The 23,276-nt window shown below is 58.3% G+C and carries 19 protein-coding genes; 10 read left to right on the top strand and 9 right to left on the bottom strand.

Annotated features, from left to right (window positions below; all coding sequences use genetic code 11):
• Positions 1-3: 3 nt before the first annotated feature.
• From ACOYQJ_RS07000 to ACOYQJ_RS06980, 5 genes are all read right to left on the bottom strand, one after another.
• A complete protein-coding gene (locus tag ACOYQJ_RS07000; protein ID WP_422905288.1) occupies positions 4-699 on the bottom strand; it encodes a DUF502 domain-containing protein in 696 nt (231 codons plus the stop codon).
• A gap of 77 nt (positions 700-776) precedes the next feature.
• Positions 777-1,700: a pseudouridine-5'-phosphate glycosidase gene (locus ACOYQJ_RS06995; RefSeq protein WP_422905287.1), complete on the bottom strand. Its 924-nt coding sequence runs from the start codon at positions 1,698-1,700 to the stop codon at positions 777-779.
• Positions 1,700-2,590, bottom strand: a complete 891-nt coding sequence (locus ACOYQJ_RS06990) for a PfkB family carbohydrate kinase (protein ID WP_422905286.1) — start codon at positions 2,588-2,590, stop codon at positions 1,700-1,702. The genes ACOYQJ_RS06995 and ACOYQJ_RS06990 overlap by 1 nt, the downstream gene beginning before the upstream one ends.
• Before the next feature lie 105 nt (positions 2,591-2,695).
• Positions 2,696-3,568: an FAD:protein FMN transferase gene (locus ACOYQJ_RS06985; RefSeq protein WP_422905285.1), complete on the bottom strand. Its 873-nt coding sequence runs from the start codon at positions 3,566-3,568 to the stop codon at positions 2,696-2,698.
• Positions 3,565-5,676 (bottom strand): 4Fe-4S binding protein, encoded by a 2,112-nt coding sequence (locus tag ACOYQJ_RS06980; protein ID WP_422905284.1) that lies wholly within the window; start codon positions 5,674-5,676, stop codon positions 3,565-3,567. The genes ACOYQJ_RS06985 and ACOYQJ_RS06980 overlap by 4 nt, the downstream gene beginning before the upstream one ends.
• Before the next feature lie 101 nt (positions 5,677-5,777).
• On the opposite strand from ACOYQJ_RS06980, the gene ACOYQJ_RS06975 reads away from it, so the two are divergent.
• From ACOYQJ_RS06975 to ACOYQJ_RS06930, 10 genes are all read left to right on the top strand, one after another.
• Complete coding sequence (locus ACOYQJ_RS06975; RefSeq protein ID WP_422905283.1) at positions 5,778-6,536, top strand: ABC transporter permease; 759 nt, start codon at positions 5,778-5,780, stop codon at positions 6,534-6,536.
• Between the two features lie 539 nt (positions 6,537-7,075).
• Entirely contained in the window at positions 7,076-8,131 is a 1,056-nt protein-coding gene (locus ACOYQJ_RS06970; protein WP_422905282.1) for a trypsin-like serine peptidase, read from the top strand.
• A gap of 72 nt (positions 8,132-8,203) precedes the next feature.
• On the top strand, positions 8,204-10,036 hold the full coding sequence (locus tag ACOYQJ_RS06965; protein WP_422905281.1) for a S8 family peptidase: 1,833 nt from the start codon (positions 8,204-8,206) through the stop codon (positions 10,034-10,036).
• Positions 10,037-10,144: 108 nt separating this feature from the next.
• A complete protein-coding gene (locus tag ACOYQJ_RS06960; protein WP_422905280.1) occupies positions 10,145-10,579 on the top strand; it encodes a S8 family serine peptidase in 435 nt (144 codons plus the stop codon).
• 345 nt (positions 10,580-10,924) lie between these two features.
• A complete protein-coding gene (locus tag ACOYQJ_RS06955; protein WP_422905279.1) occupies positions 10,925-12,544 on the top strand; it encodes an amidohydrolase family protein in 1,620 nt (539 codons plus the stop codon).
• 22 nt (positions 12,545-12,566) lie between these two features.
• Positions 12,567-13,796 carry a matrixin family metalloprotease gene (locus ACOYQJ_RS06950; RefSeq protein ID WP_422905278.1) on the top strand — a complete coding sequence of 410 codons (1,230 nt, stop codon included), beginning with the start codon at positions 12,567-12,569 and terminating at the stop codon, positions 13,794-13,796.
• Positions 13,797-13,822: 26 nt separating this feature from the next.
• Entirely contained in the window at positions 13,823-16,066 is a 2,244-nt protein-coding gene (locus ACOYQJ_RS06945) for a S8 family peptidase (protein ID WP_422905277.1), read from the top strand.
• On the top strand, positions 16,063-17,172 hold the full coding sequence (locus ACOYQJ_RS06940; protein WP_422905276.1) for a trypsin-like serine peptidase: 1,110 nt from the start codon (positions 16,063-16,065) through the stop codon (positions 17,170-17,172). Before ACOYQJ_RS06945 ends, ACOYQJ_RS06940 begins: the two co-directional genes overlap by 4 nt.
• A gap of 245 nt (positions 17,173-17,417) precedes the next feature.
• The gene (locus ACOYQJ_RS06935) at positions 17,418-18,881 is read left to right on the top strand and encodes a M28 family peptidase (RefSeq protein ID WP_422905275.1); all 1,464 of its coding nucleotides are present in this window, start codon (positions 17,418-17,420) and stop codon (positions 18,879-18,881) included.
• Positions 18,881-19,741 carry a HEAT repeat domain-containing protein gene (locus tag ACOYQJ_RS06930; protein ID WP_422905274.1) on the top strand — a complete coding sequence of 287 codons (861 nt, stop codon included), beginning with the start codon at positions 18,881-18,883 and terminating at the stop codon, positions 19,739-19,741. The genes ACOYQJ_RS06935 and ACOYQJ_RS06930 overlap by 1 nt, the downstream gene beginning before the upstream one ends.
• A gap of 363 nt (positions 19,742-20,104) precedes the next feature.
• Here ACOYQJ_RS06930 and ACOYQJ_RS06925 read toward each other — a convergent pair whose 3' ends face one another.
• The 4 genes from ACOYQJ_RS06925 to ACOYQJ_RS06910 form a co-directional block, all read right to left on the bottom strand.
• On the bottom strand, positions 20,105-21,295 hold the full coding sequence (locus ACOYQJ_RS06925) for a tyrosine-type recombinase/integrase (protein WP_422905273.1): 1,191 nt from the start codon (positions 21,293-21,295) through the stop codon (positions 20,105-20,107).
• Between the two features lie 194 nt (positions 21,296-21,489).
• Positions 21,490-21,669 (bottom strand): helix-turn-helix domain-containing protein, encoded by a 180-nt coding sequence (locus ACOYQJ_RS06920; RefSeq protein ID WP_422905272.1) that lies wholly within the window; start codon positions 21,667-21,669, stop codon positions 21,490-21,492.
• 439 nt (positions 21,670-22,108) lie between these two features.
• Positions 22,109-22,519, bottom strand: coding sequence for a hypothetical protein (locus tag ACOYQJ_RS06915; RefSeq protein ID WP_422905271.1), 411 nt, complete (start codon positions 22,517-22,519; stop codon positions 22,109-22,111).
• Positions 22,520-22,566: 47 nt separating this feature from the next.
• A complete protein-coding gene (locus ACOYQJ_RS06910) occupies positions 22,567-22,929 on the bottom strand; it encodes a hypothetical protein (protein WP_422905270.1) in 363 nt (120 codons plus the stop codon).
• Positions 22,930-23,276: the final 347 nt, after the last annotated feature.

Here is a 23,276-nt window from a genome sequence, read left to right as displayed (position 1 = left end):
ACTCTATGAGGCCTTCTTCAATTGGGCCTCGACGGCCACCTTGGCCTTTTCGCCGTTCGGATAGACCAGCCCTGCCGAGATCACCAGCTTGGCGGCATCTTCGATCGTCATGTCCAGTTCAATCACGTCTTCCTTGGGGAAGAACAGCAAGAACCCGGACGTCGGGTTCGGCGTTGTCGGCACAAAGACCGAGACAAGACCGCCCATGGTCTGGGCTTTTTCGGCCACTTCGCCGCGAGTGTCCGTCGATATGAAGGCGACCGCCCAAATCCCCTTGCGCGGGTATTCGATCAGGCAGGCTTTCTCAAAGCTGCGTTCGCTTTGAGCAAAGACAGTCTCGGCGATCTGTTTGATCCCGGAATAGATTGACCGCACCACCGGGGTCCGGTTGACCACGCCTTCGCCAAAGCGGATCATCGATCGCCCGATCAACCCCTTGGCGATCCAGCCGACAACGATCGTGAACATCAGCAAAAAGATGACGCCGACGCCGCGCAGGTTGATCCCGATGTATTGTTCCGGGTTGAACCTGTCCGGCACCAAAGGCAGCACAAATCCGTCGATCCAGCCGAAAACCTTCCAAACCAGCCAGATCGTCAGGCCAACAGGCAAGATCACGACCAGCCCGGTCAGAAAGCTGGATCTCAGGCTGGAAAACAGGCGCCGTCGCTTGGGTTCTTGATCAAAAGGTGTCGACATTTAGGGCGGTACTCAGCTGGCAGAATTCCCTCATAGCTAAGCGCTGCTTTGCGGCGCTACAATGGGTGTTCTGCGGATCAGGTGCATTCACCGCTCAAAGCGCACAATTCACGGGCAATTTCTGCCCCCAACCGGGCATTGTTGAGTACGAGTGCGATGTTTGCGGTCAATGAACGCCCTTCGGTCAGTTCAAAAATGCGTTGCAAAAGGTAGGGGGTGACGGCCTTGCCGCGCATGCCGTGGGTCTCGGCATCGGCAGTTGCACGCGCGATGATCGGCTCCATGATGTCATGCGGGATTTCATCGGCCTCGGGGATCGGGTTGGCGATCAGCTGCCCCCCCGGCAGGCCCAGCGCCTGACGCATCAGTTGCGCCTTGGCGATCTCACCCGCGCTGTCCATGCGCAGGGGCGCCTTGTGCCCGGCCGAGCGTGACCAGAAAGCGGGCAGGGCGTCCTGACCAAAGGCGACGGTCGGCACACCCAGCGTTTCCAGGACCTCAAGGGTTTTCGGCAGATCCAGAATCGCTTTGGCCCCAGCCGCCACCACGGTCACTTGGCTTTGCGCCAGTTCCTGAAGATCGGCAGAGATGTCAAAGCTGTGCTCGGCGCCTTTGTGCACGCCGCCAATGCCACCGGTAGCAAAAACACCAATGCCGGCAAGCCGGGCGGCGATCATCGTCGCGGCGACCGTGGTGGCGCCGGTGCCGCCCTGCGCCATGCAAACCGCCATATCTGCGCGGCTCAGCTTGGCGACGCCCTTGGCCTGGGCAAGCTGTTCAAGCTGCTCGGTGGTCAAACCGACGTGCAAAGTTCCGTTGATGACAGCGATGGTCGCCGGAGTCGCTCCGTTTTCGCGGATCACCTCTTCGACGTTCTGCGCCATTTCGAGGTTCTGCGGCCAGGGCATTCCGTGTGTGATAATGGTCGATTCCAGCGCGACCACGGGCTTTTTCGCCTCTAAAGCGGTGGCAACTTCGGGCGATGGGGTGAAGATCGTCATTAGGCAATCTCTCCTGAGACATGTGCAGCGGCGGTTTCAAGGGCAAAATCCAGCGCTTCGGTGCGGCTAAGACCTTTGCGTTCGGCGGCGATATGAGCGGCCATGAAAGTATCGCCCGCGCCGGTGACGCGGGTGACAAGGACTTCGGGTGGGCGTTCGGCAATCAACCCGTCGGCAGAGGCATCGCAGCAGGTTTCGCCACCATTGGTGACAATCGCCCGCGCGGCGCCGCGTTCGACCAGCCGGGCGGCGGCTTCGGGGGCGCTTTTGAACTGTGCGAGGCACAGCAACCCTGCCTCTTCGAGATTGACGTATAGCGTACCGCGTCCCGCCTTGAGGAAGGGCGACAGGCGTTCGGCTTTGCCGGGCGAGGCCGGGGCAATGCGCAGATCAGCACTTGAAAAAGCCGGGCTTTGCGCAATCTCGGACAGCAGCGCTTCGGTCAGGTTTCCATCCAGCGCAATTTGCCCGATATAGGGTGTTTCCGGGTTGCCCAGCGGGCCTTCGATAACGGGTGCGAGGATGCGCGCGCCGGCGGCTTCAAGGGAATGGGCATCGGCGATGGCAGCGATCAACCCGTTTGCGCCCTCGATCGCCATATAGCTGTCCGTCGGTAAATCGTCCGAACGGTAGACATGCGCCATGACCAGCCCAAGGCGTTCGCCTTCGCGGATCAGTTCTTCGCCTTCCGGGTCGCGCCCAAGGGCCGACAACAGCGCGGGCCGCAGTCCAAAGCGCGCCAATGTCATGGCGATGTTCAATGCGACCCCGCCGGGCACGCGGGTGATGCGTCCGGGCACATCGCTCCCGCTCCGCATATGGCTGGCTGTGCGGCCAATCACATCCCAAAGGGCCGAGCCAATGCAAAGGATATCAGGTGCTTGTGTCATGCCGCTTTTTCACCCGAGCCGCCCCCCTGCGCAAGCCTTGCTGTCAGGCTATCTGATTTCATGCATGAAAACCCGCGCAATCCATCACTTTGCGCGGCAATATCCTCAGATCGTGCGCAAATTGCCCTGACTGTCGATGGTGGTGATCCGAGTCAGCCGTGCATTTGCTTTCAGGTGTCGAAGGCTTTCAACGGGCATGAAAACCGCAGCCGTTGACAGGGCATCGGCCATTGTGGCGCTAGCGGCCTCGATGCTGACGGTCGACCAAAGCGGGGATTGTTCTTGCGGTCCGAGGATGTGGAACTGGCCACCCAACTGCATGGACCCGGGGCTTGAGGTGGCGATGGCGCCGTCGCCCAGAACCCGGTGCCCCACCATGCCCAAAGCCGGATCAGACAGGCCAAGCCGGAAAGGCCCGCCAATGGCGGCAAACTCGCCAATATTGATCAAGGCGCTGTCAAAGCCGCGGGCCAGCAAATCCGCTTTGACCAGATCGGTGGCAAAACCCTGTGCGATTCCATTCAATGTCATTTGTTGGCCGGGGGCCAGCCGGATTTCCCCAAGCGCCGAATGCGTCACCCGGTCCCAACCGATCAAAGCGCGCGCCGCATCGGGATCCTCGCCGAGCGCCAATGCCTGCCACAAGGGTTGAATCGTGGGGTCGAACAGCCCGCCCGTCAGATCGTGTGCCGTGGTGACGTGATCCATCAATGCGGCAAAAAGATCGGGCGCAGCAAGGGCTCCGGTCCGATTGAGACGCGATAGGCTGGAGGACGGACGGTACAGGCTGAAGAGGCCCTCGATCTGGTCCAGTGTCTTGGGGATCGTGGCCAGCGCGGCGTCTATTTCTTGCCGCGGCCCTTGCAGGGTGACAGAGACATCGGCCCCCAAGGCCTGCCCGCGCCAGCTTGCCGCTTGGGCAAACCGGGGGGCGCAGGCGAAAGCGGCGGAGAGGGTCAGGAAGCGGCGGCGTTTCATTCGGCAGGGGTCCCGTTTGGATGACCGGTGACGCGCGGCGCGCGCTTAGTGTCGCGGGCTTTCAGGATCAGAGGTACGCATTGAGTTTCGCTGTCGTGGATGGTCACGCAGTCGAGGCATTGGAAACATTCATCGTACTGGATCGCGCCGCTTTGCTTGATGGCACCATAGTTGCATTTGACCCGGCAAAGCTGGCAGGGCGATCCACATTCCACGCGGCGCGGAATCCACTTGCGCAGGCGCAGCGCACCACCGATGGCCATCAAGGCCCCCAGCGGACACATGTAGCGGCAGAACCCCTTGAAGGTGAACAGGCCCAGTCCAAGCCAGAACGCTGCATATAGGGCATAGTACCATTCGCGCAGGAAAAAGGTGGTGATGGCGGTCTTGAAGGGCTCGATCTCGGCGGCTTTGTCCATGTGCTGCGGTGCGAACAAGGTGACCGCGACAAGGCCCGCCAAGGCCACGTATTTGAACTTTTTCAGTCGTTGGTCCCAAAGACGCGACGGCTCGATCCGGGGCAGGCGCAGCAGCCGCCCCAGATGATGCGCGAATTCTTGCAAAGCACCAAAGGGGCAAAGCCATCCGCAGAACAACCCGCGCCCCCAAAGCACAAAACCCGCAATTGTCGCGCCCCAAAGCAAGAGCGAGTAAGGATCGTAAAGAAGGAAGGCAAACGAGCCGCCCGAAACTGCCGTCTGAAGGCTGGCCAAGGGGGTGACGATTGACAGCTGCCCCTGACCCCACCAGCCAATGAACCCAAGCACAAAGGCAAGGATACTTAACCGCATCGGGGTGTAGAATTTCTGTCCCGCCAGCCAGGATTGGCCCAGGAAAAGCAAGGGAATGAGACACAGTAGAAAAACCGCTAGAAGAATAATATCGTCTTGGCGATTGCGCACCGCCTCTTGAAAAGGCGACAGTTTGGTCACTTGGCCGGGGCGCGTGAAAAAGCGTTCGGGCGTTTGATGCGTCGTGGTTAACGTAACAGATCCGACCTGCGGTTGGAACATCCCATGTTCGCGCACCGCCTTGATCGAGATCGCCCATTCACTGGCCGGATCAAACCCCAGCCTACGGTCGGTGCGCAGGATCATGGCGGTTCCATCGCGCAGCGCCTCGGGCACGTCTTGGGACAATTCCACAAAAATATCCGCATCGCGCAAAGCCACCGGAAATCCACCCTGTTCGGCACCGATCAGATCGGGGGCTGTGTTGCGGACGAAGTTTTCAGAGACCAGACCATGGCGCGCGGTTTCGACCACCAGAATGGGTTCATCAAAGCCGGAGATGGTGGTGAAATGATCCAACTCATCAAGGGTGTCTTCAGACAGCAAGGCCCGTGCAATGGACCGCGGTCCCAGATCGGCAACCCAGAGATCAAGATAGGGCTCGTCCGGGTTTTCCTGCGCCTCGGGGTCATCGTCTTCCCATGTGGTGCCAGCGAAAAGCGCCTGCTCTTCGGCGTTGCTGACCTGGTAGTTGGTGATCAGCCCCTGATCCAGAAGCGCCTGCCATTCCAGCGGCTCGTCCACCTCTGGGTTGGGAAAGGCAGGCGGGCCGGCAGCAATGCCGCCCATCTTTTCGCGCGCCACATGCAAGGCAGCGGCCAGAATGGATTCATGCGCGATCCGCACGCTTGCCGTCGCCTTGGTCACGCCGTCGAGATAGACCAACCCGGAGCCCGCCGCGCTATTCCCATAGGGGGTGCCGACCACCAGGCTGTCAGAAATCGAATGGCCTTGGTATTGCTCCATAAAGGCGTGAAACGGCGCTTCTCCCAGACCCGAGACAAAGATCGGCTCGTTATGTTCCAGCAGTTGCACGTCAAGAAAACGGCCTTCGAGGTCGAGCACCACAAGCATGTTGATCGGAGCGCCGGAAAAGCCGGGCAGGGGGGCAAGCGGCGCGGTTTCAAAAACGTAACCGGCTTTTGCGCCGCCCGAATTCAGCAAATCGTAGACGCCGTTGTCCGGGTCCAGATCGCCCAAAGCCATCGGGGCATAAATGCGCGCTTCGATGGCTTCGCGCGGCAAAAGCTCGGCCTGAGCGACCGCGCAGCCAAGCAGCCAGACAAGCGCCGCGATAATGATGTTTCTCACTCCCATAGTGGCGCAGATTAGGAGCGCTCTGCCGGGTCGGATATGCGACCTTTGTTGTAGGGCCCTCGGCGCGCGGAATGCGCTAAACCTTGTGCGAAGGAGAGACCATGGATACCTCACGCGCGCCCTTACACGTCACATTGATTTCGATCGGCGCATTGGTCGCGTTCTGGTCGCTGGCGGCCTTTTTCAGCGACGACCCGTCGATCCTGCCTTCGCCGGCATTGGTGGCCGCAGCCATTGCGCAAGAGGCCGCCTCGGGCAAACTGTGGCTGCATATGTCCTGGACGTTGTGGCGGGTCATCATGGCGTTTATTGCGGCGATGACGGTGGGCTGCGCTCTTGGCATCATTCTTGGGCTTGCACCGCGGTTGAACCGCTGGGCCGATCCTTGGGTGACGGTGCTGCTGAACCTGCCTGCGCTGGTGATTATCGTCTTGTGCTATCTGTGGATTGGCTTGAACGAAGTCGCGGCCATCTTTGCGGTCGCACTGAACAAGACGGCCATGGTCACGGTCACGATCCGCGAAGGGGTGCGCGCCATGGATCGCGGCGTGTCGGACATGGCGCGGGTCTACAGGATGAGCCCGGCGAAACGGTTGCTGCATGTCATCTGGCCGCAGCTTGGCCCCTTTGTGGCCGCCAGCACTCGCAACGGGTTGGCGGTGATCTGGAAAATCGTGCTGGTGGTCGAGTTTCTGGGCCGCTCCAATGGCGTCGGCTTTCAGATCCACCTCTATTTTCAACTTTTCGACACGGCGATGGTGCTGGCCTATGCGCTCAGCTTCACTGCTGTGATGCTGCTGATCGAATACATGATCGTGCAGCGCTGGGAACGGCGGGCCAATGCCTGGCGGGCGACCTGACGGTTCGATTATTCCGATCAAAGGTTGACGCAAGTTATTGTCGGCCAGAAATCGCCTATTGGTTGAATGCCGTTTGTCCATCGGCGAGAGCGAAGTAACTTCGGGTTCTCATCTGTCCGAGACTGGAAGGAACGCATAGGTCCGCGGCGCCTTGCACCTCAGGATTGCAATCTGGACGGCTGAAAAGTCGTCTGATCAAAAGCAGTTGCAGAACATTCCTTCCTATTCGCTATAGTTTCATGGTCCATGACTCCGGTCGCAACGGTGCGAACGAACAAGTGTCGGGCGCGTGAGGGGGAAGGTCATGTCGATGTCGGGCATTCAGAAAATCAACCTGAACTTGCGCTAATTTTCGCCTATGCAGGCTCTCTCGCACCCGAGTATGGAATACCCGCATACAGCCGTTGCGGTCGCAATGATACACCTATGGTTGTTATCGAATACCCATTTTTATCAATTCTTCAAAAAACGAAGGCCATCAGGCCGATTAATTTTCAGTCGTTCTCATGGCCTCAACCCTTAGCTCGGAGGTATATGGAATGCTTTTACGATTTCATACACTCGCTTTTGCGCTGACCTGTTCAGTCTGCATGGGCGGGGCGGTGTTTGCACAGACATCGACGATCACGATCGAAAATGACGAAAGCGCGGTTTCTGCGCTGGATACACCCGAAGCGCGCATGGCGGTTGAACCGCTGGATTGGGACGCAACACGGGGCGAGGGTCTTCAGACGCGGGCGGTTCAGGAGCCGGCCATTCTGAACCCCGATCTGCTGTCACCGGGGGCCGAAGGCCCTGGCATGCCTGATCCCAACGCCGACGAGGAGGCCGCACAGTCCTTCCCCGACGCCTGGAGCGAAGCGGCGATGCGGGCCGAAGACGAACCCGGCATCCTTGGCACCAAGGACACCTTCACGCAATACAGCGAAGCGCCGTACCGCACGGATTACCCACGCCGCGCGGTCGGCAAGTTGTTTACCAGTAAAGGATCCTGCACGGCATCCGTGGTCAGCCCCAACAATGTGGTCGTGACGGCCGCGCACTGCTGCTACGACCGCTCTGCGGGCAGCTGGATCGGTGGCTTTCAGTTTGCACCGGCTTATGACAGCGGGAATGCGCCTTACGGCACCTTCAACTGGTCCAGCGCGACCGTCCTGAACCGCTGGATCAACGTTGGTGATCGCAAGTCTGACGTTTGTGTCATCAAGCTTCGCAACAACTCCAAAAACCGCCCGGTGACATTCTACACCGGCTGGCTTGGCCGGTCATGGGACTGGGGAACCACCCAGTCGCTGCATGCGCTTGGTTATCCCGGCAACATCGGTGGCGGCAACAAGATGGAGCTTTGCGCCGCAGAAAGCTTTAACCCGTCGTCGGGCTGTGGTGGCACCTCGGTTCTGAACATGGGCTGTTCCATGACCTATGGCGCCAGTGGCGGACCCTGGCTGCGCAGCTGGCGCGGTGGCAACTGGGTCAACTCGGTGGTCAGCGGCTATGACAACACAAGCTGCACCGGAAGCTTTGGCAAGACCTTTAACGGGCCGCGTTTCACAACTGACAACATCGTCGCGCTTTGCAACGCGATCGGGTGCTGAAACGGACGACTTAGGGGCCGCCATTTCAGGCGGCCCTGATTAACCAACCAACTTATTTTAAAGGAAAAAGCGATGAAACATCGTATCTCACTCCTCATTTCGGCGGCTGTGATTTCCGCTGCGGGATTGGCCTATGCCCAAGAGGCGACGTTCGAATCCCAGACCGAGCCTGAGGTCGTTCCCGGGCAGTTTATCGTCAAGACATCGCCGGGCACCGACATGGCAAGGTTCAGCATTCAGTCGCTGTCAGACGGCGTGCGCGTCATCGACACTCTGCCGGAGGTCGGCATGCTGGTGATCGAAGCGCCAGATGCAGAATTCGGCGCCCTGTCGACGCGGTCGCTGAATGTGCCGGGCATCGCCTATATCGAACCGGTGTATGTGGTGCGTGCCGATGCGACGCCGAACGATCCCGACTATCCGCAGCAATGGGCCTGGCCCAAGATCAAGGCGCCCGCCGCTTGGGACATCGGCAAGGACTCGGGCAATCTGATCGTGGCGGTGGTCGACTCGGGTGTTGATTATCGGCACCCCGATCTGGCCGCGAACATGTGGAAGAACCCCGGTGAGATCCCGGCCAACGGCATTGATGACGACGGCAACGGCGTGATCGACGATGTCTTTGGCGCAAATTTCGTCGGCGCAGCGACCAATGGCGATCCGATGGATGACAACCAGCACGGCACCCATGTGGCGGGTACAATCGGCGCAGTCACCAACAACTCGCTTGGCGTTGCCGGTGTGAACTGGAAAACGCAGATCATGGCGCTCAAGTTCCTCTCGGCCTCGGGCAGTGGCAGCACGGCCGGTGCTATCCGCGCCATCGAGTACGGGATCAAGATGGATGCCGACATCATGAACAACAGCTGGGGCGGGGGCGGTTTCAGCCGGGCGTTGGAAGATGCCATCCGTGCAGCTGACAATGAGGGTATCTTGTTTGTCGCCGCTGCGGGCAACAGCAACTCCAACAACGACACCAACCCGCATTACCCGTCGAGCTACAACGTCGATAACGTGTTGGCGGTGATGGCGACAGACCAAAGCGATGCCAAGGCGGGCTTTTCCAGTTTCGGCGCAACAAGCGTTGATATGGGGGCGCCGGGCGTCGGCATTCTGTCGACAACACCAGGCGGGCAATATTCCTCGTTCAACGGGACATCCATGGCGACCCCGCATGTCGCCGGGGCCGCGGCACTGGTCTGGGCGCAAAACCCGGGCATGAGCCATCTGGATATCAAAAAGCATCTGATGGACACCGCCGAAGTCATCCCCGGTCTGGCTGGCACGAGTCTGACGGGTGCGCGCCTTGATCTGGGCAAAGCGATGAAGCCGGGCGACACACCCCCGCCGGAGCCGCAGCCCGAAGTCTGCAAGTCCAAGGCCCATACCCAAATCGCTTATGATGAGTTCATGTGGTCCGCCCGCAAGCAAGTGTCGAAGAACGACAACATCCTGAGCGTCAGCTTCACTTTGACCGAACCGATGGTCGTCGATATTTCCACCGACACCTCGGGGCACCGGATCGAAGGGTCGGGCAATACCTTGGTCCGCACCGGCGTCTACAATCAGGCTAACCCCAGTGTCATGTGGACGGGTTCCTATCGCCGCATGAACTTTGCCGGCGGCAAGGATGACTACCGCGACATTTCCACGGACTTCAGCATCGTCCTGCCCAAAGGCAGCCACACGATCTATTGGAAGCTCTGGGTGACCGGCGCGACGCTGGAACTGGACTCCGGCACACTGACGGTGCGCGGCATCCCGTGCTCGATGGGCGGCAAGCTGTCGATCTCGGAAGCCTCGACCATGTCCGCAGACCGGACCGAGGCTGATCAGGGCCCGGCGGCCCGTCAGGAAGAGCTTGGCACTGACCCGATGGGGCAGAGCACCACAAGTTCCAACTAAAGTGACAGGCACCGGCCCAGCGGAGTACCGCTTGGGCCGGTGCCGATGACGAAAGCGTTCATTTACGGCCTGTTTCGGCTGATGTAGTGTCCGGTTTGGAGAAAATTGATGACGATCATGAACCCTATGGGCACTGTTGCATTGGTACTGACGCTGGCATCGACCGGCGTTTTGGCTTGTGCGGACACAGGCACCTCACAGACCACGGATCCGGCGGCGCAGGCGGCTGATCCAGTGACACAGGAAGGCGACGTGACGGGACAGATTCTCATACGGTTCAACGATGGTGTGCCCGAAGCTCAGGCCCAGGACATTATCGCGAAAATTGGCGGAACGGTGGTTTCGCGGATGTTGGACGGGAAAATCTACCTGATCGAAATCCCTTATCCGGCAATCCAGAACGACATCATTCAGGCGCTCTCCTCGACCGAAGGGGTGTCTTATGCCGAGCCGAACCAGAGGGTCAGCATTCCGGAACTGCCAAAGTCGCCCGACACAGTCGAAGATCCCAGCAAATTGATCCCATTGCCCAAGGTCGACTGAGCCTGAGCGGCTGATTATCCTTCACTGCACCTGACGTGTTGTCGGCGCCGGACAAGCCGGTTGCGCTGATTTGATTCAAGGGTGCATGCCACATGCATCTTTTCACAGGGTCAATCTGAGGTCTATCATGCCTTAGGTTGGGTAGGGTATTCCGCACTCAATTTAAGGGGGTATCCTTGCTACCGTTGGGTCAAGCGGTCGACCCTGTGCCCTGACCGGTTCAGAATGACCGGCGTCCAGGTTTTTTTTCATTGGTGCTAAAAGTGTCTGATTTTCAAAATCTTACTTCCAAGGGAAATGCATATGGCAAACAGGCGCAACGTAATTGGAGGTCTCGGGGGATTGATGCTGTCCAGCACTCTGGGCGGGTGTAGCAAGGTCAAAGAGTGGTTCCAGCCCGACCTTGTGGACGGAACGATCGATATCCACAGCCATTTTTTCAACGGGCGCGACGTTCCTGCGGTTGGCTTTGTACAGCAGACGTTCTTGCGCGATCCGCATGGCCCGGTTGATCCGGACATGATCAGCACTGCCTTTCTCAAGCTGCTGAAAACCATTCTGCTGATAAACACCCCAACCGCAGCGCAGGAACTGGCTGAGATAAATGGTGGCGCGGCGGCAACCCCGACCAGTCAAATCGAGCAACGGGATCAGGAGAATGTCGCCCTTGCACTGACCGAATTTGCCGCCGGGGCAGTGCCCAACACCGCCGGGCTGACAGCCACGCAAACCGAAGAAAGCCGGATCCTTGACCGCATCGCCCGCGAAGTCGAATTGCTCTCGGTGCGCTCGAGCCTTCAGACGCCCGAGCAGCAGGCCCGCATCCTTGCTGAACAAATCTTTGCCAAAGGGGCACCCGGTGCGCTCAGCACCGGAACGCAAAGAGAATACCGTTATCCATCGCCGTTTTTGCAGTCGATCCGCTGGGCCGGGCTGTTGACGCGCGCGCGCCGGGACATCCTTGCCGAGATGCAGCGCCTGTATGGCGGCGACAAGCAGGTCCGGGTGTTTTCCCCGTCGATTGTCGATTTCACCTATTGGTTCAAGACGACCGAAAACGATGTCGAACCGGTCGGCGATCAGATCGAGGTTGTCTCGGCCATCACCAGCAGGTTCCAGGATGCGCTGGTTCTGCCCTTTGCGCCGTTCTGCCCATTGCGCGCCGCGATCGAGCGCGAGGATCACCCGGATTGGGATTCCTTGCGCAATGTGAAACGGGCGGTGCTGGAACGAGGTTTTGCCGGGATCAAGGTTTACCCGCCCATGGGCTTCAAACCCATCGGTAACACCGCCGATGTGTCGAAATGGGCCAAGCGGGCGCCAAAGGGCGGGGGCGCCGCGCTCGATCACGAACTTGAGCGTTTGTACACCTGGTGCATCGAGAACGAGGTGCCGATCAAGGCACACGCTGCCAATTCCATGGGCGCGGGTCCGGGAACCGGTGCCTATGCTGCGCCCGAAGGCTGGCGGCAGGTTCTGTTGCGTCCGGAATTCAGCGATCTGCGCCTGAACCTCGCGCATTTTGGCAGGTTCAAGCAATCCGGACCGGCCAGCGATGCCGCGCAAAAAGACTGGGAAGACACCGTCACAAGTATGCTTGGCGATTTTCCCAATGTCTATTTCGACGTTGGCTATTGGACGGTCGCGATCCTGCCGGATGACCCGGATCGCGCCCGGGTGATCACTGACATGCGCAAGATCATCGACCGTATTCCGCTGATTGAAGAGCGCATGATGTACGGTTCGGACTGGTCGATGATCGGACGTATGCCCGGCCATCAAGCCTATAGTGCGAACGTCGTTGCCACGCTGGATGAGCTTGGCTTTACCGGCGATCGTTTGCAGGCGGTGATGGGGGGCAACGCCGCGCGATACCTTGGCCTGACCGAAAGCGGCGCTCAGAAGGCGCGGCTTTCCGAATTCTACGCAGACCACCCGATTTTCAAGGAGCTGTTTCCATCCTGACGGCTTGAACGGAGGATTGAAGATGAGACATTTTATCATGACCATTCTGGCGGCCTGCACTGTCGCCACCTTTGCGCAGGCGCAAGCGTTGGACCCGGAGGCGGGCAACAAGGCGCTTGGCGATCTGGCGGAAACCGCCCGGCAAAACCTGAGCGCGTTGAGCTTTGAAGAATTCCGCGATCAGACGCCTTACGTCGAGGCGACCGGAAAATACTATGTGAATGGCGACACGCCGATCCGGAATGAAAAACTGTTGCGTGAATTCTGGCTGAAAAACATCGCCAATGCGCCGCCAAAGCCCGCCAGCGACGTGCCAGAGTTTTCGGTCATCACCGTTGGCGGGCTGGATCAGATCTGGTCGGCGGCGCAGCGCCGCGCGCTGACCTATTGCGTCAGCCGCGATTTTGGCAGCCGCCATTCCGCCGTTGTCACCGACATGCAGGCCGCCACAGCGGCGTGGGAGGCGGTCGCCGATCTCGATTTTATCTACATCCAGTCCGAGGATCAGAACTGCGATCCCGGCAACGGGCGTGTGCTGTTCGATGTGCGTCCGGTGAATGCGGGCGGGCTGTTCCTTGCCGCCGCCTTCTTCCCGAACGATCGGCGCCCGGAACGCAGTCTTGTGATTGATCCGTCGTCGTTCAACCTTGATCCCAACCAAGCCCTGACCTTGCGCGGCGTTCTGCGCCATGAACTGGGCCATGTGGTCGGCGGACGGCACGAACACACCCGGCCAGAGGCGGGCACCTGCTTTGAAGATGGCAACTGGCGGGGTGTCACGAATTACGATGCGTTTTCGGTGATGCACTATCCGCAATGCAACGGCCGGGGCGATTGGAGCCTGCGGTTGACCGAAAAGGACAAGAACGGGATCGCCTGCCTTTATGGACCGGCCCCGGGGTTTTCCATCGATCCGTCAATCTGCAAGCCGCGCGGCGGCTCCAACGCCCCCAAGACCGAGGCCCTTGGCCCGTTTGAACTGGCGGCGGATCAGATCGAGATGGTCGGCAGTTTCCCGGTCGTGCCAGGCTCCATGTTTCGCGCCGTCATGTCGGGCACGGGCGATCCGGATCTTTACGTGCGCTTTGACAAGCTGGTCTCGCTGGCGGGGTTTGATTGCCGCCCCTACACCGAAGGCGCCGACGAGACGTGTGAATTCGAGGTACCCAGCGGCATGAGCATGGCCAATGTCATGGTGCACGGCTTTGGTGCAGGAACGGCCAATGTGTCCATCCTGAGGACAGCGCCATGACACTCTTTCGCAAAAGGAGAATGAGTATGAAATTCTTTGCCATGATTTCTGCGGTTTTCCTTGGCGCTGGCCAGGTTGCCGCGCAGTCCGGTTTGCCCGATCTGGTGATGGACTGGCGTTCCCACAGCGAAAACGCCACCGAGTTGTCGAACGAGATGGAGGCACTTTACCTGTCGCTTTACAACTCGGGCAATCTGACCCTGCGCAGGGTGACGATGGACAAAAGCCCCTTTGTGGAGCGTGTCCTGCGGGATGAAAACCTGTTCTACGGGGCGTTCTTTCCACAAAGCCTTGACGCGATGATGTGCGACCTGAACCCTGATCTGTGTCGTCGCAGCCGCAGCGCCTTGTCAGACCGGCAATTGCGCTCGCTGACCACCCATGTGGGCGGCTACAACATCAGTCCCGGACAATGGCGCACAAAGCTGGGCGCGACGCTTTTGGTGCCGGATTACCAGTTTCAGTCGATCACGACGCTGACTCGCATACAGGTGCCAAGCGGGTTTGATCTGTCCAAATTCGAAATCCAGCCGGGAATGGACTGCTCGGCGTGGAAAGGGAGCTGCGAAGACGTCATCGCGCGCTTCAACCCACCCATTATCAAGGCACCCAGCGGGCTTGTGAACGTGACCGTTCCGCAGTTGCAATTGCAGGCCAGCATTGCCTTGCGTCCGGACGAAAAATCCACCCTGTTGCGCAGATTGCAGCCCTCGACACGGATTTCCGACAAGGTGCTGACCTTTGTCGATCCCACCAAGGTGTTTTCGCCCGCTTGGCAAAGGCAATTCAGCAGCCGGTCGTTGAATGATTTTGCTCTGGAAACGCTGCGGTCCAATCTGCGCACAACAGGGACCATCAAGGAGTACGGGATCAGCGACGATCCTCTGGTGGTGGAGCAGATCGACCTCTTCAAACTGATCAACCACCCCTTTGCGCAGCTTGAACCGCTGACCGAACAGCAAAGCCACCCGGTGGATGTGGTGGTGATCGACAGCGCGGTGACGAAAACGCATTGTGATCTGCCGCCGCTGATCATGAGTGATGGCAAGATATTTGGCCCGCCCGAAACGGTGACCGTTGCGGCCGCCGCGCCTGCCGATGGCGAACACGTCGCGCGCATGGCATCGGCGGAGGGGGAGGGGGCCGGGCTAAGTCTGGATTGCGACAAGATCGACCCGCTGGGGCTGAGCCTTTCTGAACATGGGGCGGCGGTTGCCGGCGTCATCGCATCGCCCTTGAACGGCAAGGGGATTGTTGGCCTCAACCCAAATGCGCGCATCCACATGATCTCGTTTGACAAGACGCTGCCGCGGGATCGGCAGATTGTCCGGTTGGCCGAACAGATCATGACCGATATTCCGGTCGGCGCCCGCGTCGCGAACCTGAGCTTTGGTCTGCTGCCCGATTTTCAGGGCAGCGGTGAAGTGGAAAACGCCCTGCGTATTCAGGAAAGCCGGTTGCTGATCGTCGCGGCTGCCGGAAACGAGAACAAGCCGCTGAATGGCGGATGCCCCCTGATCCCCGCCTGTCTCAATTCCCTGGAGAATGTCATTACGGTTGTCGGTCTGGACAACGACATGGACAATCCCACGCCCTGGCATTCCGGGTCACGCGGTAGCAACACCAGCTCAAAGTTTGAGATCGGCGCGCCAGCGGTGGATATTCTGACGACCACTTCAGACAATGCGTTTACCGCGATGACCGGCACGTCGTTTGCCGCACCGCAGGTCACGGCGACTGCATCGCTGATCTTTTCCACAGGCGAATTCATTTACGGCGATGATCCGGCGCTGTTGGCGGCTGGCGGACAAATCGCCCCGAAGGTGGTGAAAGACCGGCTGATCTATACAGCAGATTTCTTTACTGGCTTGAACGGCAAGGTCATGGCCGGGCGGTTGAATGTCAAACGCGCAATCGCATTGAATTCCGCTCAGTTCGAACTGTTCGACGGGCGCCGCATTGTCGGGCAAGTGGTGAATGTTCCAGACGTGATTGTTTGTCGTTCACCCAACCCTGATCAGCGCTTCCAATCGTGGTGGAACATTCGCCGGCTGACCTTCAACGATGACAAGGACCGGCACATCCTGTTCCGTCATGTCGGCGAAGAGGACGGCAGCCGTTATGGCACGTTGGAGCGCGACGCCTCCTGCCTTGTGGCGACGATCTCGCCCATGGTCGAGGTGCGTACAACAGTCGACGGCGTCCCGGAAGTGGTCAGCTTTCCGTTCGGCGCGATCCGCGACTATACTTCACCGTTGTTTCAGGGATGAGGGCGGTCTGCCTGTATCTGCTGGTCTGGGGCGCCGCGGCCCATGCGCAGGACATCCCGGTTCTGGAATCGCGCATCGATGGCGGCGTGCGGGATCTGGACCTGCGGATTGGCCCGGAGGAACGCTCGGATGATCTGCCGGTGGTCTGGAAAGACGGGATCGAGATTCCGGACACAGATTACCTGCGGCTTTTGATCCAGGTCGAAGGGCCACAGGTGCCGGAAACGGCACAGCTTTACCTGTTTTCGGAACTGGATCAGGAGTTCATCATCCCCCTGATCGAGGTGCCAGAGGATGGCTATTGGACGGGGCTGATCCCCAATGGTCAGGTCACGATGGCCCTGTTCACCCCGGACCGGCTGTCCGACGAGACAACCGTTCGGATTTCGAACCTGTCGGTGCAGCAGGATGAAGTGGTGCTTTATTCCACGCACGGGGAAAACCAGCTGTACCCGATCGCCGCGCCAGAAGTGCCCGATGAAATCCGCGCGCTCTCTGGTCCCGTGGCGTTTTTGTCGTTCTTTGATGGCGGTGTGCCCCGCACCTGCACCGGGTTTCTTGTCGCGCCTGACCTTTTGCTGACCAACGAACACTGCATCCGCTCGGATGAATCCTGCGCGACGATGACGGCTGTCTTTGGCTATCGCCGCAACGAAGTGGGCGGGCTTTCGATGGGCCCGCAACTCAGGTGTAAAGGCTATGCGCCGGAACAATCCAGCTTTGCCTATGATGTCACAGCGGTGCATCTGTCAGCATCCCCGGGCGAAGCCTTTGGCACCGTGACCGTGCCACAAGACCCGGTGCAACCAGAGGGGCCCTTGGTGATCATTCAGCACCCCGGAGATTTGCCAATGGAGGTGTCGTTTATCGATTGCGCCGCCGTGCAAAGCCCGGTCACAGGCCGCGCGCCAGACAGCGATTTTACCCATACCTGCGATACGGCCAGCGGTTCATCCGGAGCGCCCATTCTCAATCTCTCGGGGCAACTGGTGGGTATCCACCATTTCGGGTTTCAGGAAGCGCCCGAAAGCGCGTGGAAGGAAAACCGAGGTGTTCTGGCCGCTCCGATTACGGCGTGGTTGACCGAAACGATGGGCCCTTTCTGAGGTGATCGAAAGGCGCGCCATCGCGCCACTGGTGGGGCAGCAACGAATTGGGCGCAGTCCGCATATCCAAAGGTGACTTGCCAAATTTCATTTTGAGAAAACACCCTTTCCGAGTATTCTGGTTGAATTATTCAATCAAAATATAGTCAGGGAGATGAGAAATGTTGTCACGTCCGACCCTAATGGGCACGTCCGTTATCGCACTTTCATGTGTACTCAGTAATCCCGTTTTTTCAGCAACCGGTGTGGATTCCAGCGACCTTCGAGAAGCCGTGACCGTCGAAGGTATCCGCGTGCATCAGGCCGCCTTGCAAGGCTTTGCCGACGCCAATGGCGGTATTCGCGAAGCCTCCAGTCCGGGCTATCTGGCCTCGGTCAACTATGTCGCCACGCAAATGAGCGGGGCAGGGTATGACGTGACGGTCCAGCCGTTTGAATATCCCTACTTTCAGGAACTTTCGATCGGCATTCTTGAACAGATTGCGCCAAATCCCGCATCCTACGACTATTTCGGTTTGGCCGGTTTCGCGACGATGAGCTATTCGGGATCGGGCGACGTGACCGCTATTGCACAGGGCGTCGATCTCATGCTGCCACCCGGTGCGACGGACAACAGCTCGACCAGCGGATGCGAGGCTGCCGACTTTGCCGATTTCGTGTCCGGCAACATCGCGATCATCCAGCGTGGCAGTTGTTCCTTTGCGGAGAAGGCCGCGAATGCCGAGGCCGCCGGCGCGGTTGGCGTGGTGATCTTCAATGAAGGCCAACCGGGACGCACGGACAATTTCCTTGGCACGCTTGGCGGCCCTGACTTCAGCATTCCGATTGTCGGCGCGGCCTTTGCTGTCGGAGAGGAACTTGCCTCGGGTGATGACGATCCCGAGGTGGATATCGAAGTACGGCTGAAGGTCGATGCGGTCTCGGAAAACCGCGTTTCGGCCAATGTCATCGCCGAAACCCCCGCCGGGCGGGACGATCGCGTGGTTGTGGTTGGCGCGCACCTGGATTCGGTCTCTGAAGGCCCGGGCATTCAGGACAACGGCAGCGGTTCTGCCGCCATTCTGGAAATCGCCTTGCAAATGGCCGCGCTTGAGATCGAGCCGCGCAACAAGGTGCGGTTTGCATGGTGGGGCGCCGAAGAGGCGGGTCTTCTCGGCTCGGAATTCTATGTCTCGCAACTGAGCAAGCGCGACATCAAGGATATCGCCGTCAACTTGAACTTCGACATGATCGGTTCGCCCAACTTCGTGCGCTTTGTCTATGACGGCGATGGCTCGGCCACGGGCACGGCAGGTCCGAACGGGTCCGGCAATACCGAACAGGTGTTTCTGGATTATTTCGCCGAACAGGGGCTTGAGGTCGAGGCAACCGCGTTTGACGGTCGGTCGGATTACGGACCGTTCATTGAGGTCGGAATCCCCGCCGGCGGTCTGTTCACCGGCGCCGAAGGCATCAAGACCGATGCAGAGGTCGCGATTTATGGTGGCACGGCGGGCGAACAATATGATCCCTGCTATCACCTTGCCTGCGATACCTTCGACAACATCAGTCTGGAAGCGCTGGACCAGATGGGCGATGCCGCAGCGCATGCGGTGCTGACCTTTGCCCAGACCACGTCATCGGTCAACGGAACGGACAAGGCCAACGACAAGGCGATCGTCGCCAGTGCGAAGTCCATGGAATATCGTGGTTCGCACCTGCGCCGCTGATGGCGGGCTATTTGATGCACGGCCTTGTGGTCAAGGTTCTCGCCGCCACGCTGATCGGCGTGGCGGTTCAGGCGCAAGAGGCGCCACAGCACAGCTCCGCCACCAAGGCGGGGCAGGGCATTGATTTGGCATTTGACGCCAAGTCTGGCTTGCTGAGCGGGCAGGTTCTGTCCGGCACCTCCCGCGCAGCGATCATTGAGCGGATAGGAGAGGTGGCGGGCATTGACGTCAAACTCAGCGCCCGGCTTGGGAAGCTGGGTCGCGCAATTGAATTTGACGGCCTGACTGTTGATGCGGCGTTGAACCGGATCATCTCAGCCAACTCCGTCGTCTTGTTCTATGATGACAGCGCTACGCCGCCGGAGATCCGCAAGATATGGGTCGTTGCCGAGGCCGATGGGGATGTCCCGACTGCCGAGATGGCCGAAGGTACGCCGCAGGCCGCAGCAACCAGCCCGCCAGTTCAGCCTACCGCAAGCGAGCGGGCCACCGCTGTGCGCGAGATCGTTCAGCTCAGCTACAACGGCAACGCAGCCTCGGTCGATCAATTGCAACATATCGCCGCCAATGCACCGGACCCGGGGTTTCGTCGTGCGGCGCTCAGCGCGCTGGCAGGAATGCCGGCGGTCGACAGTTTTGAGACCTTTGTGACGCACGGGTTGCGCGACCCGGATGCAACGGTCCGGATCGAAGCGGCACGCAGCCTGATCCGCACCAAGAACGTCAACGCGCGCACCTTGATTGAGCAGGCCGCCCGGCGCGAAACGTCCCAAGACACGCGCGACACCTTGATGCGGCTTGCCAAAGGCGAAGCCGTTTCCCGCGCCGCCGGTTTGAACCGGACGCATTTGAGCAACTAGACCGCCTAAGCATTGACGAAAATCCGGCAGCTGGCGAATTGTTTGGTGTTGCCGCAGCCACTGGGGCATTCGTGCCCCACTGTTTGATCGCGACGCGCCAATGTCAATCAAGCGCTTTCAACAAGGGAGCGGACAAGCGAAACATCCGGAAATAACAATGGGTTTGGTAGGCCCGGAGGGACTCGAACCCCCAACCAAGGCGTTATGAGCAAATCATGTTTCGGCTAATCCTTTGAATTTTAGCTCATTAAGAACATGCTTGCGCGCGAGGCAACGCAGGTAATCCCTTTCGGCGCATCTGTGAAGGTTCAGTGAACGCTGTGCGCCATGTCGAAAACATGGAGCACAGCCTTATTCACAGTTCTAAATTTTTTCCTGCAAGCTCAGAATTTGCTGCATGACGCCATCAGCATGATGCTTAAGGAAATGTGCAAGTTCTGGGTGCCAGCGTTTGTAAACGGTGATAGCTGCATACTCGCTGGTGTCGTGGAACACCATTTTGCGCTGCTTCATACGTTCGAAATCCTCGTTGTCCGTCGAGACCAGGTTCGCGACGTCAAGGGCATCGGCCTCCTGACGAAGATAGTCGGGCTGATAGCGAGCATAAACCTTGAACGTTTGATCGAGCGTCGTATGACCCAAGAATTGGCTGATTTTCTGAATTGTCGAACCTTCCTCCAACATCCACACTGCGGCTGTGTGGCGAAGGTCATGTATGCGGACGTCTTTGAGACCAGCTCGCTTTACAGCCTTCTTAAATGACGTTCTGATACTACTGACGCTTTGATCATTGTACGAAACGACAAACGAACAGTTGGTTTTCGCTTTCCACTCGAGAAGTTGATCGCGAAGGAACGGATTCATCGGAACTTTTGCTCGGCCCTTGCGCGTTCCTTGTGCGTTCGTCCGAAGGTCAATCGTCTGACTTTTGAAATCTACACGATCCCATTCAAGCTCCAAAACTGCGGAAACCCGTCCCGCTGTACCCAGAAGCAGAAGGATTGCGACGAATAGGTGTGGAGTTTGCTTTGCTTCCTTGATTAGCGCAGCAGCCTCGTTTTTCGACAGCGGACGATCACGAGGAGCAGGCTTGGAAGGGCGAGGAATGTAGGGAATGTCGTCCTGCCCAATTACCCGCCGTTTACGTGCATAGCTAATAAGATCGCGTAAGAGGCCGAGCTCTGACCACAACGTTTCCTGAGAAACCGGTTTTCCTGTGATTTTGTGAACACGACCCTTTATATACTCCTCAACGACACTCTGCGTAATCTGCAATGGTTTGAAATGTCGAAAGTATTCAAGCAGTGTTCCGGCGCTACGCATTCGCGCCGCCGAAGGCTTTGTACCAAGATATTCAAGATAGAGGTCCCAAAGATCTTGAATCTTGACTTCATTGGCTGGTTTGCGGAAATAGTCCTGTACGATTTCAGCAGCTTCTGGCAGCGCATCTTTTTTTGTCTTCGCCTTCAGGGAGAACCGCCGGCGGACGCCATCATTATCGTTGAATGTGACCGCGTATCCACCGCGGTACTTTTGAACAGAGAAAGGAGGCATTGAAGTTGTCCTTTGAAAACCATGGCATGCAAGATTTGGTTTCCCAGCCGAGTTGGCTGGGAAGTACGTTCGTATTTTAATGCCCTGGAAGTTGTATACCTGATACGGTCTGAGTGGAGTGGATTTTGAAGACCAATCAGGTCATCTTGTCCCTCAACCGAGTTTGTTAGGTAGCAGAGATATTGATATTCTCGCTAACAGTGTTTGCTATCCGTGAATCGCGTCTCGAACGCTAATACAGATTCTTCCGGAATTCTTAGAAGTCTCCCTACGCGGAAGGCCGCAAGTTCCCCGGATTCGATTGCTTTTCGAACTGTGTTTGCACAGCACTTCCACCGGTCAGCGAGTTGATCTGGTGTATAAATGGGGTTCATATCGATCTCCATGATACGGATGAAAGGGCTTCTGCCCGAGGTAACAGTTTGCGTCCATTCAGGGCGATTTGTGCATCTTGCACATAGGTCTGGAAAAACGGCGCAAGCCTTTGCCTTGTGAAGTTAAGCAAGACAGACGCCTGGTTTCGCAGCCCCTCATCAGTTCTTGATTGTGCCGGCTTTTAATGCGCCGGGACAAAGCATGAACGCAATGATTTTATTTTCGTTTTTCCGTGTTTCTTTGTTTCGCTACGTTTACTTTTGGCCAATAGATATTTGTTTTCAGGGAGGCGTGGTGGACATTTCTAACGCAGTTCGCCTCATTTCATTGTCCGGACCTCCCCAGCTGTTCTGGGGTTTGACGCAGGTGTGTTGTTGCAAGAAAGGTGGCAGTTGCCAGTGGAGGCGATTTTGAGCTTTCCGCCTATATTTAGCGATATCAATCCGTTGAAAGCCTTGCACGGCGACGGTCGATGGCCGCCTCGGCTTCAAGAGCAAGGCTGACATAGCGCGAGTGCCTGATGTAACTGTCCAAGCTTCGTTCGAGTTCGGCAAGCTCCCGGCTGGCTGCCGAACCTCCGAGCCAAAATAGATCACCTTCATCGCTTCTCGCGGCGGTCGGAGCGCCCCCGGATACCTCGATTTCGCATTGCAGGCACTGTTGTAGGTCAGAGGCATTGTCCAGAATCGCGGGTTCGAAATGCCCTTGGCTTTGGATCTCGGCGACGAATTGGTCGGCCTTGGTTCGAGCCGAGAACGACAAAAGCCCGCGTTTGATCTGATAAAGGCTGCACAATGCAGCGAATTCCAATACAGCTTGATGAGCAACATCTTTGATTTGGTTTGCCATGATAGTCTCCTTGGTTCGTGAATATCGAGTTGCCAAAGTTTTCAGTCTCACCGGTTCGAGTTCGTCATGCCGTGAGAAGGATGTTCGAGTGATCGCGCCTCGCGCAGACCGTCCAGCAACATGCAGACTTCTTCCACGGCGGGATCATCTGGCTGAATGTTTGAAAAATGTGCTGCCTCGATGCGGTCGGAATTGTGCACGTGCCGCAACGAGAGCAGGTCGTCCAAGGCATCCAGTTCGCGTGTCAGCCGACGTGTTAGGTTGGGCGAGGCAAGAAGGTCACTGGCAAGTCGCTGGAAGCGTTTTTGTGCTTTGATCCCGCCAAGCAGTTGAGAGGCACATTCGAGGGCAAATGCGTTCGAAATAACAAATTGTGCTGCTGGTACAGCAGCGAAGAGATCACGGGGCATGCGGCTGGCTCCTTTTTGTTGCCGACTTCTTTGATGGGGGCCGGTATCTGTCCGGCTTCAAAGGCCTTGCGCAGTGCCCGTCTGCGTGTTGGCAATGGTGATGTTGGCTGGTTTAGTTCGAGGCGAAGAAATTACTCAAAAAAAATTTGCCGCAGTTCTGCGGCGGTTGGTGATACCACTTGGAAGAGAAAACTCATGGAGCTTGGCGCGCTGCCGAGCGCATCAAATCGCTTGTGCGGATCAAGTAGCCCAGACTGCAAGGGCAGGGCCGGTTGCGGAGTGGTCAGGACGCTCCTGAAGCGTGGGACCAAAGCCCCAATACCGCCTTTATACTCAAGCGATGTAGG

The sequence above is a fragment of the Pacificoceanicola algae genome, from assembly GCF_049341065.1.
Classification (GTDB): Bacteria; Pseudomonadota; Alphaproteobacteria; order Rhodobacterales; family Rhodobacteraceae; genus Pacificoceanicola.
Note: the sequence above shows the minus strand (reverse complement) of the source record. Positions and strands in the feature narration are given on the sequence as shown.